The organism is Arthrobacter sp. yr096 (assembly GCF_900108925.1).
GTDB lineage: Bacteria > Actinomycetota > Actinomycetes > Actinomycetales > Micrococcaceae > Arthrobacter.
The window spans coordinates 374,511-388,688 of the sequence record NZ_FNYI01000004.1 but is presented as its reverse complement, the minus strand read 5'-3'; the positions used below and the strand labels follow the sequence as shown (position 1 = coordinate 388,688).

Genomic DNA, 14,178 nt, shown 5'->3' with positions numbered 1-14,178 from the left:
ATGACGGAACCGAAGCCCCTGCGGGTTGGCATGGTGGGTTATGCGTTCATGGGTGCCGCCCACTCCCACGCGTGGCGCACGGCACCGCGCTTCTTTGACTTGCCCCTCATACCGGAACTCACGGCCGTGGCGGGCAGGAATGCGGACGGTGTACGGGCAGCAGCAAGCAAGTACGGCTGGGCCTCCACAGAGACCGATTGGCGTCGGTTGATTGAACGGGACGACATCGACCTCGTTGATATCTGCACCCCGGGAAACACCCACGCCGAGATTGCCATCGCCGCCCTGGAAGCCGGAAAACACGTCCTGTGTGAAAAGCCGTTGGCCAACTCCGTGGAAGAAGCGCAGAAGATGACCGCCGTGGCAACAGCGGCAGCCGAGCGTGGTGTGCTCTCCATGTGCGGCTTCAGTTACCGCCGCACACCTGCACTGGCCCTTGCCAAGCGGATGGTGGACGACGGCCGTTTGGGTGAACTTCGCCACGTCCGCGCACAGTACCTGCAGGACTGGCTCAGTGATGCCGATGCCCCGCTGACCTGGCGGTTGGACAAGTCAAAGTCCGGCTCAGGTTCCCTGGGTGACATCGGGGCACACAGCATAGATGCCGCTCAATGGATCACCGGGCTCAACATCACCGGCGTCTCGGCGCTGCTGGAGACGTTCGTGAAAGAGCGGCCGGTTGGCGGCGACTTTGTGGGCTTGGGCGGTCACGGTGGCGCTGACGGCCCGCGCGGTCCGGTGACCGTGGACGACGCCGCGCTGTTCACCGCCCGTTTCGAAGCCAGGCACGACGACGGCACTGACGCCCGCCCCGGCGGCACCGGCGCACGGGCCGGGGCAGGTCCCATCGGTATCTTCGAAGCCACCCGGTTTGCCTTGGGGCGCAAGAATGCGATGCGCCTGGAGCTGAACGGCACCAAGGGTTCCATCGCGTTCGACTTCGAAGACATGAACTCGCTGCAATTCTACGATTCCGCGTTGGAACCGGATGCCGGGTTCCGGAAGATCATGGTCACCGAACCGTCCCACCCGTACACCGCCAACTGGTGGCCCACCGGCCACGGCCTGGGCTATGAACACGGATTCACCCATCAGGTAGTAGACCTCGTGAATGCCATCGGCGCAGGCGAGCAGCCGTCGCCGTCGTTCGCGGACGCCTTGCAGGTGCAGAAGGTTCTGGCCGCTGTCGAGGCGAGCGCGGATAACGCAAGCCGCTGGCAGAACGTCCACAAGGAAGCATCATGACGCGGCCCATTACCCTCTTCACCGGCCAGTGGGCAGACCTGCCGTTCGAGGAGGTGGCACGGCTGGCTGGAGAGTGGGGTTTCGACGGACTGGAGATCGCGTGTTGGGGCGACCACCTGGATCCGCAGCGCATTGTGGAGGACGATGCCTACTTGCAGGCCAAGCTGGACGTCCTGGAAAGGCACCATCTGACCGTCCACGCGATTGCGAACCATCTCACCGGGCAGGCGGTTTGCGATGATCCCATCGATGAGCGCCACCGGGACATCCTGTCCCCGGCCGTATGGGGCGACGGAGAACCGGAAGGCGTGAGGCAGCGGGCCGCCGAAGCAATGAAGACTACAGCCCGGGCAGCAGCGAGGCTTGGAGTCAAGACTGTCACGGGGTTCACTGGCTCTTCCATCTGGAAATACGTGGCGATGTTCCCACCGGCCTCGGACGCCATGATCGAGCGCGGGTACCAGGACTTTGCCGACCGCTGGAATCCCATCATTGACGTGTTCGACGAGGTTGGGGTCAGGTTCGCCCTTGAAGTCCACCCCTCAGAAATTGCCTATGACTATTGGACTGCCCAACGCACGCTGGACGCGATGGGCCACCGGGACGGCTTCGGCCTGAACTTCGATCCCTCCCATTTCATCTGGCAGGACCTTGACCCGGTGATGTTCCTGCAGGACTTTGCGGACAAGATCTTCCACGTCCATGTCAAGGAATCCGTGCGGCAGCTCAACGGGCGGAACGGCCGTCTTGGATCCCACCTGCCGTGGGCAGATCCCCGCCGCGGTTGGGACTTCGTCACCGCCGGCCACGGCGATGTGAACTGGGAGCCCATCTTCCGGACCCTGAACGCCATCGGCTATGAAGGACCCACCAGCATCGAGTGGGAGGACGCCGGCATGGACCGGCTGCTCGGCGCTCCCCAGGCGCTGGACATGGTCCGGAAACTGGCAGCCATCCGTCCCCCGGCCGCCGCGTTCGATGCTGCCTTTGCAACGCGCTGACCCAACAGATCCAGACCCCAATGATTACGCCCCGAAATGAAGGAAACCATGACAAGCAATAACAAGACAGCGCTGGTGGTTCGCGGCGGCTGGGACGGACACCAACCGGTGGAAGCCACAGAGCTGTTCATCCCCTGCCTCAAGGACAACGGTTATGACGTCAGGGTGGAAGAGTCCCCCAAAATCTACGCCGATCCTGATTACATGGCGGGAGTAGACCTCATCGTGCAGTGCATGACGATGACCACCATCGAACAGGACGAGTTCGAGGGACTCCGCACCGCCGTCGGGAATGGCACCGGCCTGGCGGGCTGGCACGGTGGCATCGCCGATTCCTACCGCAACAACTCGGACTATCTGCATCTGATCGGTGGCCAGTTTGCCTGCCACCCGGGCAAGCACCCTGGCGAGCGGATCGGCGAGCAATCGGACAATTATGTCCCCTACACCGTGAACATGCTCCCCGCGGCCGCCGAGCACCCGATCACACAGGGAATCGGCGATTTCGACCTCGTCACGGAGCAATACTGGGTCCTCAGCGACGACTACATTGATGTCCTGGCCACCACCACCCTAAAGGTGCGGGAATGGGACCCTTGGAACCGCGAAGTGACCTCCCCCGCCATCTGGACCCGCCAGTGGGGCAAGGGCAGGATCTTTGTCTGCACCCCTGGCCACCGCGTGGAAATCCTCCAGGAGAGCAACGTCCGCACCATCATCGAAAGGGGAATGCTGTGGGCATCCCGCTGAACCCTGCCAAGCCGCTGAACCCTGCCAAGCCGCTGAACGTCGGAATCATCGGCTGCGGTGCCATCATCGCGCAGTACCTGAGCAACTTCCGCAGGCTGGAATCGATCAATCTTGTGGCCGTAGCGGACCTCGATCCGGCCCGGGCGCAGGCTGTGGCCGACTCCTACGACGGAGTCCGTGCATTGACCGTGGACGAGCTCCTGGCCGCGGACGACGTCGAGCTCGTCCTGAACCTGACCATCCCCGCGGCGCACGCCGATATTGCGTTGAAGGCGATCGCCGCCGGCAAGTCGGTCTACGGTGAAAAGCCGCTCGCTGCCACCACCGCCGAGGCCCTGGAGGTCCTCGACGCGGCCGCAGCGGCCGGAGTAGTGGTTGGCTGCGCACCGGATACCGTGCTGGGCACGGGTATCCAAACGGCCCGCAAAGCGATCGATGATGGACTCATCGGCGCGCCGGTATCGGCCACAGCAACCATGGCAACGCCGGGCCACGAACGCTGGCACCCCAATCCCGACTTCTACTACCAGCCCGGTGGCGGACCGCTGCTCGACATGGGACCGTACTACGTCTCGGCGCTGGTGACGCTGCTGGGACCTGTGGTGTCCGTGGTGGGCGCGGCGAGCCACACCCGCAGCGAACGCACCATTGGCTCGGGTCCGCGCGAAGGCCAGAAAGTCCCGGTGGACATCGATTCCCACGTCACGGGTGTCCTGGTCCACCAGTCCGGCGCTCTTTCCACGCTGTTCATGAGCTTCGACGCCGTCAAGACCAAGAGCCCCAATATTGAGATCCACGGGCAGACGGGCTCGTTGATCGTCCCGGACCCCAACTACTTTGACGGCGACGTGCAGCTCTTCGCACTGGGCGCTGAAGACTGGGAAACGCTGCCTGTCTCGGCCGGCTACGTGGATTCCGGCCGTGGGTTCGGCATCGCCGATCTCGCAGCAACACCGGAACGACAGGAACCACGCGCCGGCGGCCAACTGGCATTCCATGCCCTGGATGTCATGGAATCAGTCTTGGAGTCCGCCAGGAGCGGTCAGGCGGTGGCCATCAGGAGCACGGCCGCCCGGCCCACCGCCGTGGACCTGCAGGAACTCGCGACGACGGTAAGCGCCTAGCGCTGCGACCACCGGCCAGGATGCCGGCTAACGCGGATGTTTTGGGGGGAACATTGGCTTTAGCTGGCATCCCGCGCGAGGCCTGCGCGACGCAGGGTCGCTTGGGCGTGCTTGAGGATGGGACCGTCGATCATCCTGCCTTTGAACTGGAACACCCCCGTGCCGGCCGCAGCCGCTGCTTCGAGGAGTTCGGTGGCTTGGGCGACGGCTTCGGGACTCGGGGCGTAGGCTTCCCGAACCACGGCGACCTGGTTGGGGTGAATGCAGGCCTTCGCGCCGAAGCCGCTGGCCACGGCGTCTGCGGACTCGGCCATCAGGCCCTCAAGGTCCGGGATATTCACATACACGGAGTCGATGGCTTCTTTGCCCGCGGCCTTTGCGGCAAGCAGTACAGCAGACCGTGAGTGGAGCGCGACAGCCCGGTACCCGCCGTCGTCGTTTCGGCTGGAGAGTCCACCCAGAGAAGCCAGGAGGTCCTCTGCACCCCACATGAGTCCCACCACGTTCGGTTCGGCGGCGATCGCGGCAGCGTTGACGATGCCTGCCGCCGTTTCGCACAGGGCAATGACCTGGTAGCCCTCCAAGGACCTGGGCTGCTCCGCGCTCTCAGCCTTGGCCAGCATGACGGTGCGGTATGGCGTCTTCGCCAACGTCTGAAGATCAAGCTCAAACTCCGGCGTCCCCACGGGATTGACCCGGACGATGGTGGAGGCCGGATCCAGCTTTGCCGCGCCGAGCTGCGCGAGGATCGCTTCGCGGGCCCCCGGCTTGTCCGCAGGAGCCACTGCGTCCTCGAGATCCAGGATGACGGCGTCGGATCGATCAGCTGCCTTTCCGAAACGCTCCGGCCGGTCGGCTGGGCAGAACAGGAGCGCCGGACCCATGGTGAACGGCTGAACTGCACTTGCGGAGGACGGAACGGGAGAAGGCATGCGGATTCCTTGCTGGAGAAGTGCTGACATGAACGCGGGAAGGGCGACTAAGGCTGCGCGGCGTGCGCTTGCTCGGTCCACATGAGGCAGGTTCGGGTGGCCAAAGCCACCACAACGCCGTCCTGGTTCCGACCGGTGTGCTGCATGGTCACCACGCCCTGTCCGGGGCGGGATGAGGACAACCGTTTCCGGCTGATCACCGTTTCCGTGTACAGGGTATCCCCGTGATACAGCGGGTGCGGAAAGGTGACATCCGTCAGCCCCAGCTGCGCGATGATGGTCCCTTGCGTCAGCTGGGTCACCGACTGCCCCACCATGGTGGATAACGTGAACATGGAATTCATCAGCCGCTGCCCGAACGGCTGTGAAGAACTCCATGCCGCGTCCAGATGCAGCGCCTGCGTGTTCATGGTCATGGTGGTGAACAGGACGTTGTCCGTCTCGGTGACCGTACGGCCGGGCTTGTGCGCGTAGATCACTCCTTCTTCCAGTTCATCAAAATACAGCCCGCGCTGCTCCACAACACGCGTCATACGGTGAGCTCCTGGTCTTCTTCGAACAGTTCGGCCCCTGTAGCGGCCAGGACGTCGTCCAGCGTGACGTTGGGGGCAAGCTCGCGGAGTACCAGACGCGGATCCCCTTCGTCCTTGACCACGTCAATCACCGCAAGGTCTGTGATGATCCGGTCCACGCAACCCTTCCCCGTGAGCGGCAGTGTGCAGTCCTGGACGATTTTCGGCCGGCCGTTGCGGTCCACATGTTCCATCATCACGATGACCTTCTTGGCACCGAACACCAGGTCCATGGCACCACCCATGCCCTTGACCATCTTGCCGGGAATCATCCAGTTGGCCAGATCGCCGTTGGCCGCCACCTCCATCGCGCCCAGAACCGCCACATCGACGTGCCCGCCACGGATCATGCCGAAGGAGGATGCCGAATCGAAGAAAGCAGCTCCCGCGTTGGTGGTCACCGTTTCCTTGCCGGCGTTGATGAGGTCAGGATCCACTTGGTCCTCCGCCGGGTACGGCCCCACTCCCAGGATGCCGTTCTCGGAATGGAGGATGACCTCCACCCCGTCAGGAATGTAGTTGGGGATCAGTGTCGGCATACCAATGCCCAGGTTCACGTACTGCCCGTTGGTCAGTTCCTTGGCCACGCGGGCGGCCAGCTCATTGCGGGTCCAGCCTTTGGCTTCGTGATGTTCGACGTCGGCACGCCGGTACTCGTGGCGCACGGCTTCGGGGCGGGGCGGCAGGTCTTGGAGGCTGTTCGATTCCATGGCTAGGCTCCTGCCTGCTCCGGGGTTGCGGAGGACAATGCCACCGTTCGCTTTTCTATCCGCTTCTCATTTGAAGTTGCCACCACTACCCGTTGCACAAAGATGCCAGGTGTGTGGATGTGTTCGGGGTCCAGCTCCCCGGGTTCCACCAATTCCTCTACTTCAGCGATGGTGGTCTTCGCAGCCATGGCACAAAGCGGGTTGAAGTTCATCGCTGTTGCGTGGAACACGAGGTTGCCGTGCCGGTCGCCCTTCCAGGCATGGACCAAACCGAAGTCCGGTGTCAGGGACTCTTCCAGCACATAGTCCGCGTCGTTGAAGGTGCGTACCTCCTTGGGTGAGGAGGCCAGCGCAACGTTCCCGTCGGCGTCGTACTTTTGCGGAAGGCCGCCTTCGGACACTTGGGTTCCTACACCGGCCTTGGTGTAGAAAGCGGGGATGCCGGCGCCACCGGCGCGGAGCTTCTCGGCCAAGGTGCCCTGCGGGGTGAGGACCACTTCCAGCTCCCCGGCCAGGTACTGGCGTGCGAATTCCTTGTTCTCGCCCACATACGAGCTGATGGTTCGCCGGATGCGCCCGTCCCTCAGGAGGATGCCCAAGCCCCAGTCGTCCACTCCGCAGTTGTTGCTGACGGTTTCCAGGTCCGTGGTGCCTTGGCTGTGGAGGGCGTCGATCAAGGAAACCGGGATTCCGCATAACCCGAAACCCCCCACGGCAAGCGAAGCCCCATCCGGGATGTCCTTCACCGCGTCCGCGGCGCTGGCAACAACCTTGTCAATCATCCTTGATCCTTCCCGTACGGTTACAGACCCAGCTCGCGGGCGATGAGCATCAACTGGACTTCGGTGGTGCCTTCCCCGATTTCAAGGATCTTTGAGTCGCGGTAATGCCGTGCCACCGTGAATTCGTTGATGAAGCCATAGCCGCCGAACACTTGGGTGGCGTCCCGCGCGTTGTCCATGGCTGCCTCGCCTGCGACCATCTTAGCGATGGCCGCTTCGGTCTTGAACGGCTTGCCGGCCAGCATCCTGGAGGCGGCGTCGTAGTACGCCAAGCGGGCCGTGTGTGCCCTGGCTTGCATCCGTGCGATCTTGAACTGGATGGCCTGGTACTTGCCGATGTTCTGCCCAAAGGCGCTGCGTTCCTTCGCGTATTTCACGGACAAGTCCACGCACCCTTGGGCTGCGCCGGTGGCCAGCGCAGCGATCGCGATGCGTCCTTCGTCCAGGATGGAAAGAAAGTTAGCGTAGCCACGGCCACGCTCCCCCAGGAGATTGGCTTCGGGAACACGGACATTATCCAGGGTGAGCGGGTGGGTGTCGGAGGCATTCCACCCCACCTTGTTGTATGGCTTTTCTGCCGTGAAGCCGGGCGTGTCCGTAGGCACCAGGATGGTGGAGATTTCCTTCTTGGTGCTGCCGTCGGCGTTCTCCTTCAGGCCCGTGACTGCAGTGACGGTGACCAGGGTGGTGATGTCCGTACCGGAGTTGGTGATGAACTCTTTGTTGCCGTTGATGACCCACTGGCCGTCCTCCAGGTGGGCGTGGGTCTTGGTGCCGCCGGCATCAGATCCGGCCTCACGCTCCGTCAACCCAAAACCAGCCAAGGACCGACCAGAGGCCAGTTGCGGCAGCCACTCCTGCTTCTGCTCCTCGGTGCCGAAACGGTGAACGGGCATGGCACCCAGCGATACCCCGGCTTCCAAGGTGATGGCCACGGACTGGTCCACGCGGCCCAACTGTTCCAGAGCCAGGGCCAGCGCGAAATAGTCTCCGCCCATCCCGCCGAATTCCTCAGGGAACGGCAGGCCGAACAGACCCATTTCCCCCATCTGTTTGACTACTTCGTAGGGGAAGCTGTGCTCTTCGTCGTGCTTGGCGGACACGGGCGCAACTACTTCGTCGGCGAACTCGCGGACGGAGTCGCTGAGGTCCTGGTATTCCTCATTCAGTTCAAAGGTGCTCATGGCTGGACTTCCTTGTCTGTGCTCTTGCCGGCCGTGTCTTCAGGGGCTACGGCTACGTGAATGGTGGCGAGTACCTGGTCTGCCTTGACCAGGTCCCCGGGCTTGCTGCTGAGGTGGACAGTTCCGGATACCGAGGCCACCAGTTGGTGCTCCATCTTCATGGCTTCCACAGCCAGGAGGACCTGGCCTTCCTCCACCGAATCTCCGTTGGCCACGGACACCGAAACCACGGTCCCGGGCATGGGCGAGCGCACTTCAGGATCCGCGGCTCCCTCGTCACGCTGGATCCCGGCGAGCACGCGCCTCAGGCGATCAGCCCGGTTCAGGACCTCAAGCCGAGCGGACCAGCCGTCGTTGCCAACGAACATCTCCCCTGCGCCGCCGGCCGCCACCGCATAGGTGACCATCCCGCCGTCGAGCTCCAGGACGATGCTGTCACCGCCGCTTTCCAGCACCCTGACCTTCACAGGAGGGGCGTCGTCCACCGTGACTGTCACAGAGGGGTCATTTTGGGTGACGGACGCATTGTTGGCGACCGACACGGTCGCCATCTTGCCGCCCGGAACACCGAAAGTGGCAGTCCATGCTCCGGGGGCGCCAACGCGCCAGGAGTCGGGAGTCTTCCACGCAGTGCCGGCGAGCACCGAGCCCTTGCGCCCCAGCCACAGCGTGAGCGCAGCGGCGATGAGTTCCGGATGACCCGCGTGCCTGAACGTCATGGACGGGAGTTTCCGCTCAATCAGGCCGGTGTCGAGGTGCCCGGCCCGGACTTCGGCATCATTGATGAGCAGCCTTAAGTACTCCACGTTCGTGTCCACGCCCAGCAAGGTGTAACGTCCAAGCGCCGCGTCGAGAGTATCCAGGGCCGCCGCCCGGTCTTCGCCCCACGCGATGACTTTAGCCAGCATGGGATCGTAGTCGCCCGTAATGTCCAGGCCACTTCGCATAGCGGAGTCGATCCGCACGTTGGCGTGGGTTGGTTCCAGCCCTGTGACTGCAGGATCCGCCGCGCCCTGTTCGGCCACGGCCACGATCCGCCCCATGGACGGCATGAAGTTTCTCTCGGGGACCTCGGCGTAGATCCGGGCTTCTACCGCATGCCCCTTAAGCACGACGTCGGACTGCTGGACGGCAAGTACCTCACCGGCGGCGATCCGCACCTGCCATTCCACGAGGTCGATGCCCGTCACCATCTCCGTGACAGGATGTTCCACCTGCAGGCGGGTGTTCATCTCCATGAAGAAGAACTCGTCCGGGTGCTCGTCGGAGACCAGGAACTCGACGGTACCGGCGCCGCTGTAGTTGACCGAGCGCGCTGCGTTGCAGGCCGCCTCGCCCATCCTCATCCGCTGCGCGGCTCCGTCCGCCAGCGATTCGAACAGGGCGGACGGGGCCTCCTCGATGACCTTCTGGTGCCGCCGCTGGAGCGAGCACTCGCGTTCGCCCAAGTGGATAACGTTGCCATGGTTGTCAGCCAGGACCTGCACCTCAATATGCCGGGGAGCCCGAATGAGCCGCTCCAGGAAGAGGGTGTCATCCCCAAATGCAGATGCTGCCACCCGTCGTGCTGCCAGCAGCGTGGGGGCCATGTCCTCGGCCCGTTCCACCACGTGCATGCCCTTGCCGCCACCACCGGCTGACGGCTTGATCAGCAAGGGGAATCCCACCCCCGGCGCCGCAGCGATCAGTTCCTGGTCGGTGAGTCCGGGCTTGGCGATGCCGGGGACGCACGGAACGTCGTAGGCCATGACATGGTTCTTGGAGCGGATCTTGTCTCCCATGACCTCAATGGCTCCGATACCTGGCCCGATGAACGTGATTCCAGCCGACTCAAGCGCCTTGGCAAACTCCACATTCTCGGACAGGAAGCCATATCCCGGGTGCACGGCATCTGCTCCGCTGCGACGGCACGCGTCGATGATGGCGTCGATCATCAGGTAACTCTCCGCGGGCGATCTGCCACCGATGGCAACGGCGGTATCGGCGAGCGCAACGTGTTTGGCATCCTTATCCGCGTCTGAGTAAACGGCGACAGAGCGGATGCCCATCTCCTTCAGTGTCTGGATGACACGGCACGCAATCTCACCCCGGTTGGCCACCAGGACAGCGTTGAAGGCCGGCGGCGCGGAGGCGGGCAGGGTATGTGTTGGCAGGGTCATGGTCACATCCTGAAGAGGCCGAAGGAGGTCTCGGGCAGTTGTTGTCGGGAAACGACGTCCAGGGCCATTCCCAGGACTCGCCGGGTGTCAGCGGGGTCGATGATGCCGTCGTCCCAGAGCCGGGCAGTGGAATAGTAGGGACTTCCCTGATCCTCGTATTGCTGCTTAATGGGAGCTTTGAAGGCTTCCTCGTCTTCCGCGGACCATTCCTGGCCTGCGGCCTCGTACTGGTCCCTCTTGACCGTGGCAAGGACGCTGGAGGCCTGGTTGCCGCCCATGACGGAGATGCGGGCGGCGGGCCACATCCACAGGAAACGTGGTGAGTAAGCCCGGCCGCACATGGAATAGTTACCCGCGCCGAAGGAACCACCGATGACGACGGTCAGCTTGGGCACCCGGGCTGTGGCAACCGCCGTGACCATCTTGGCGCCGTTCTTGGCGATGCCGCCTTGCTCATAGTCCTTGCCCACCATGAAGCCGGAAAGATTCTGCAGAAAGATCAAGGGGATGCCGCGCTGGTCGCAGAGTTCAATGAAATGGGCGCCCTTCAGGGACGACTCGCTGAAAAGGACGCCGTTGTTGGCCACGATGCCCACGGGATGCCCGTGGAGGTGCGCGAACCCGGTCACCAGCGTGGTGCCATAGTTTTTCTTGAACTCATGGAATTCGGAACCGTCCACGAGCCGGGCGATGACTTCGCGGACGTCGTACTGTGCGTTGACGTCCGTGGGAACCACGCCGTAGATCTCTGAAGGGTCGACGACGGGCGGCAGGACGACGTCGAGCACGTCCCACGCCGGCTGTGCCGGCTTCGGCAACGTTGCCACGATGTCCCTGACGATTTCCAACGCGTGCTGGTCGTTCTCCGCCAAATGGTCCGTGACACCGGAAATCCGCGAGTGCACATCGCCGCCACCGAGCTCCTCGGCAGTGACGATCTCGCCAATGGCTGCTTTGACCAGCGGCGGACCGCCCAGGAAGATGGTTCCCTGGTTCCGGACGATAACTGTCTCATCGCTCATCGCGGGCACGTACGCACCACCTGCGGTGCAGGACCCCATCACCGAAGCGATCTGCGGGATCTTTGCCGCGGACATCCTGGCCTGGTTGTAGAAGATACGACCAAAATGTTCCTTGTCCGGGAAGACCTCGTCCTGCCTGGGGAGGAACGCTCCGCCGGAATCGACGAGGTAGATGCAGGGAAGTTTGTTCTCCAAGGCGATTTCCTGCGCCCGGAGGTGCTTCTTGACCGTCATGGGATAGTACGTTCCACCCTTGACCGTGGCGTCATTGGAAATCACCAGGACGTGGCGGCCGTGGACCAGGCCGATGCCTGCGATCACCCCGGCACCCGGGGAATCGTCGTTGTACATGCCGTTGGCGGCCAGCGGTGCAATCTCGAGGAAGGGGCTGCCATCATCCAGCAGGAAGTCAATGCGTTCGCGCGGCAGAAGTTTGCCCCGGGCGATATGCCGCTCCCGGGACTTGGCCGGGCCGCCAAGCGCCGTCGTCGCCAAACGCTCTTTCAGTTCCTCCACCAAGGCAAGTTGTGCTCCCTGGTTGGCTTCGAAGGTGCCGCTGCTGGATCCCATCAGGCTGGCAAGTGTCTCCATTGACCGTGTTCCATTCCCGGCCCTAGGCCATTTCGGTTAGTGCCACGTAACTGAAATTTAGGTTAGTCTTTATTAACTGTGATGTCCAGCACAGCAAGGCCCGCCAGGCTGGCTGAGACGGTATGAACACCAGGGAGGACAACGTGGCCGTAGGCCCGGAAGCAAGCGCAGACGGCGACCGCGCTGGTACAGCGCACGTTGGTAGCGACCGCGCAGGAACCGACCACACTGGAACCGGCCGCGTTGGAACCGACCGTGTTGGAACCGACCGTGTTGGAACCACGCAACGAAGCCACGCCAAGGAGCTCCGCCGTTTGGCATTGCTGACCGCTGCAGCGGGACTCTTCGCGGAAAACGGGTTCAGCCGGGTTTCCCTCGAAGACCTCGGCGCCGCCGCGGGTGTCAGTGGGCCGGCCGTGTACCGCCACTTCCCCGGCAAGCAAGCGGTCCTGGGTGAACTTCTCCTCAGCGTCAGCAGGGATCTGCTGGAGGGCGGACTACGGGTGGTGTCGGAATCGGATGATCCCCAGTCCGCTCTGAAGGGGCTGATCCAGTTCCAGGTGGACTTCGCCCTCAGCAATCCCGACGTGATCCGGGTCCAGGACAGGGATTTCGGAAGCCTCAGCGACGCCGACCAAGCCGAAGTCAGGTCCCTGCAACGCAGCTACGTTGAAACCTGGGTGGACGTCCTTGCGCGGATCCACCATGGCGCGGACATTCCTGCCCTGCGCGTCCGGGCACACGCGGCGTTTGGCCTGATCAACTCCACCCCGCACTCAGTACGCCACCACGGCCGGAAGATCGCCGTAAAGTCTGCCCGCCCCATCCTGGAACAGATGGCCTTCACGGCTCTGACTTCAACTTGATGCTGAATTCCCGGGAGTTTTGAGCCCTCTTCCAACTGTCCGCTCATAATGTCGGAGCCCGGTGAAATGATTTCTTCATGGAAGATATGGGGCAGTTGAGAGCATCATGGGCGGCACCGTCCGCCGCTGTCGTTGCCCTCGCTGCGGTCCTATCACGTCAGAAATTGAGTACGCCGCACCTGGTTAAGACTGGGTACAAGGATCCGGCTGCGTTCAAGGATCCGGCTGCGCCCGTCACCGCCATCAGCCGCTTCCACGGGGTTGGGCTGCCCAACGGCCCGGTAAAGTTCGACCGGCCTGCAGAGTCCGCGGACACCAAGTCCACGGGCGCCAGGTCCACGGACCCCATGTCAGCGGGCACCAGGTCCACGGACCCCCGGTCAGCGGACCCGGAGATGACAGTCACTTTGGCCCACAGTTCCGGGTCGATTCTGGAACTGTGGCCTGAGCATGAGACCGACCAATGCTTGGAGGCTGCTCAACTAGCCCAAGGTTTCGACGCTAAGCGTCCGGAGCTTGTCACGACTGATGGACGTGACTTGGCGGCGCTTCTTGACGACGGCGCGGCTCTTCTGGACTCAGCGCGTTTGGTGGCTGCGGCCGAAGCTTCCCTCTTTGGTTTCGTAGAGGCTGCGGATTTTGCCGGCAAAGTCGAGGAGTTTGCCCGGGTTCTGGAGTACTTGCAGGTGGTGGCGGCCCAAGCCGTCGAACGGACCCGGAACGAGGCGCAGAACGCGCAGAGAGGGTCGTCATCTGCAGCGCCGGAGTGGCGGACTGGATGGGCTGAACCGGCCGTGGGTGCGGACAACCCGGTCGACTCTGTGGCGTTGGGCGCAGCCCAGCCGGGCGCAGCCACGGGTACATACAGCGCAGCCCAACCGGGCGCAGCCACGGGTACACACAGCGCAGCCACACCGGGCGCAGCCGCCTGGGTGGCGGGTAGTGCCGGTGCCGCGAAGGCCGGGAGCCCGGCCAGTCCCTTGGACGACGGGTACCGGAACGCCGCCGAGTTCCTGCGCGCCCGGCTAAGGATCAGCATCAGCGAAGCCCGCCGCCGGCTCGCCCTCGCCAACGACGTCCTACCCCAGACAGGAATGACCGGCCAGCACATTCCCGCCCGCCGCGAGATCCTCGCCGACGCCCACTCCTCAGCCCTGCTCCCGTCCCGCTCCGCGACCATCATCAGTGCCGCGTTGGACAAAACCCGCCACCTCACCGACGACGACACCATCACCCTGAT

At 63.5% G+C, this 14,178-nt stretch carries 12 protein-coding genes and 1 pseudogene; 6 read left to right on the top strand and 7 right to left on the bottom strand.

Going from position 1 to position 14,178, the window contains the following annotated elements:
* Genes BMY91_RS12735 through BMY91_RS12720 form a run of 4 tightly spaced genes read left to right on the top strand, consistent with a single transcriptional unit; the run spans position 1 to position 4,120 of the window.
* On the top strand, positions 1–1,245 hold the full coding sequence (locus BMY91_RS12735; protein ID WP_090822391.1) for a Gfo/Idh/MocA family protein: 1,245 nt from the start codon (positions 1–3) through the stop codon (positions 1,243–1,245).
* Positions 1,242–2,246 carry a sugar phosphate isomerase/epimerase family protein gene (locus BMY91_RS12730; protein WP_090822389.1) on the top strand — a complete coding sequence of 335 codons (1,005 nt, stop codon included), beginning with the start codon at positions 1,242–1,244 and terminating at the stop codon, positions 2,244–2,246. The genes BMY91_RS12735 and BMY91_RS12730 overlap by 4 nt, the downstream gene beginning before the upstream one ends.
* 48 nt (positions 2,247–2,294) lie before the next feature.
* Positions 2,295–2,996, top strand: a complete 702-nt coding sequence (locus BMY91_RS12725; RefSeq protein WP_090822648.1) for a ThuA domain-containing protein — start codon at positions 2,295–2,297, stop codon at positions 2,994–2,996.
* A complete protein-coding gene (locus tag BMY91_RS12720) occupies positions 2,981–4,120 on the top strand; it encodes a Gfo/Idh/MocA family protein (protein ID WP_177179910.1) in 1,140 nt (379 codons plus the stop codon). The genes BMY91_RS12725 and BMY91_RS12720 overlap by 16 nt, the downstream gene beginning before the upstream one ends.
* Positions 4,121–4,179: 59 nt before the next feature.
* Here the strand turns inward: BMY91_RS12720 and BMY91_RS12715 are convergent, their stop codons facing one another.
* From BMY91_RS12715 to BMY91_RS12685, 7 genes are read right to left on the bottom strand one after another with little or no spacing between them, the layout of a single operon-like run.
* On the bottom strand, positions 4,180–5,052 hold the full coding sequence (locus BMY91_RS12715; protein WP_090822387.1) for an HpcH/HpaI aldolase/citrate lyase family protein: 873 nt from the start codon (positions 5,050–5,052) through the stop codon (positions 4,180–4,182).
* 47 nt (positions 5,053–5,099) lie between these two features.
* Entirely contained in the window at positions 5,100–5,585 is a 486-nt protein-coding gene (locus BMY91_RS12710; RefSeq protein WP_090822386.1) for a MaoC family dehydratase, read from the bottom strand.
* Positions 5,582–6,334 carry a CoA transferase subunit B gene (locus BMY91_RS12705; protein WP_090822384.1) on the bottom strand — a complete coding sequence of 251 codons (753 nt, stop codon included), beginning with the start codon at positions 6,332–6,334 and terminating at the stop codon, positions 5,582–5,584. The genes BMY91_RS12710 and BMY91_RS12705 overlap by 4 nt, the downstream gene beginning before the upstream one ends.
* A 2-nt stretch (positions 6,335–6,336) precedes the next feature.
* A complete protein-coding gene (locus BMY91_RS12700) occupies positions 6,337–7,116 on the bottom strand; it encodes a CoA transferase subunit A (RefSeq protein ID WP_090822382.1) in 780 nt (259 codons plus the stop codon).
* 20 nt (positions 7,117–7,136) lie between these two features.
* Positions 7,137–8,300, bottom strand: coding sequence for an acyl-CoA dehydrogenase family protein (locus tag BMY91_RS12695; RefSeq protein ID WP_090822380.1), 1,164 nt, complete (start codon positions 8,298–8,300; stop codon positions 7,137–7,139).
* Positions 8,297–10,459 (bottom strand): ATP-binding protein, encoded by a 2,163-nt coding sequence (locus tag BMY91_RS12690; protein WP_090822378.1) that lies wholly within the window; start codon positions 10,457–10,459, stop codon positions 8,297–8,299. Before BMY91_RS12690 ends, BMY91_RS12695 begins: the two co-directional genes overlap by 4 nt.
* 2 nt (positions 10,460–10,461) lie before the next feature.
* A complete protein-coding gene (locus BMY91_RS12685; protein WP_090822376.1) occupies positions 10,462–12,072 on the bottom strand; it encodes a carboxyl transferase domain-containing protein in 1,611 nt (536 codons plus the stop codon).
* Between the two features lie 122 nt (positions 12,073–12,194).
* Here BMY91_RS12685 and BMY91_RS12680 point away from each other — a divergent pair, with 122 nt between their 5' ends.
* Together BMY91_RS12680 and BMY91_RS23130 are read left to right on the top strand one after the other, a co-directional pair.
* Positions 12,195–12,938, top strand: coding sequence for an SACE_7040 family transcriptional regulator (locus BMY91_RS12680; RefSeq protein WP_256212725.1), 744 nt, complete (start codon positions 12,195–12,197; stop codon positions 12,936–12,938).
* A 164-nt stretch (positions 12,939–13,102) separates the two neighbouring features.
* Positions 13,103–14,178, top strand: a pseudogene (locus tag BMY91_RS23130) (hypothetical protein); the annotation flags it as partial.

Coding starts and splice junctions, on each gene's coding strand:
- BMY91_RS12710 (WP_090822386.1), bottom strand. CDS start 5,585: ATGACGCGTGTTGTGGAGCAGCGCGGGCTGTATTTTGATGAACTGGAA.
- BMY91_RS12705 (WP_090822384.1), bottom strand. CDS start 6,334: ATGGAATCGAACAGCCTCCAAGACCTGCCGCCCCGCCCCGAAGCCGTG.
- BMY91_RS12735 (WP_090822391.1), top strand. CDS start 1: ATGACGGAACCGAAGCCCCTGCGGGTTGGCATGGTGGGTTATGCGTTC.
- BMY91_RS12725 (WP_090822648.1), top strand. CDS start 2,295: ATGACAAGCAATAACAAGACAGCGCTGGTGGTTCGCGGCGGCTGGGAC.
- BMY91_RS12715 (WP_090822387.1), bottom strand. CDS start 5,052: ATGCCTTCTCCCGTTCCGTCCTCCGCAAGTGCAGTTCAGCCGTTCACC.
- BMY91_RS12680 (WP_256212725.1), top strand. CDS start 12,195: ATGAACACCAGGGAGGACAACGTGGCCGTAGGCCCGGAAGCAAGCGCA.
- BMY91_RS12685 (WP_090822376.1), bottom strand. CDS start 12,072: ATGGAGACACTTGCCAGCCTGATGGGATCCAGCAGCGGCACCTTCGAA.
- BMY91_RS12700 (WP_090822382.1), bottom strand. CDS start 7,116: ATGATTGACAAGGTTGTTGCCAGCGCCGCGGACGCGGTGAAGGACATC.
- BMY91_RS12695 (WP_090822380.1), bottom strand. CDS start 8,300: ATGAGCACCTTTGAACTGAATGAGGAATACCAGGACCTCAGCGACTCC.
- BMY91_RS12730 (WP_090822389.1), top strand. CDS start 1,242: ATGACGCGGCCCATTACCCTCTTCACCGGCCAGTGGGCAGACCTGCCG.
- BMY91_RS12690 (WP_090822378.1), bottom strand. CDS start 10,459: ATGACCCTGCCAACACATACCCTGCCCGCCTCCGCGCCGCCGGCCTTC.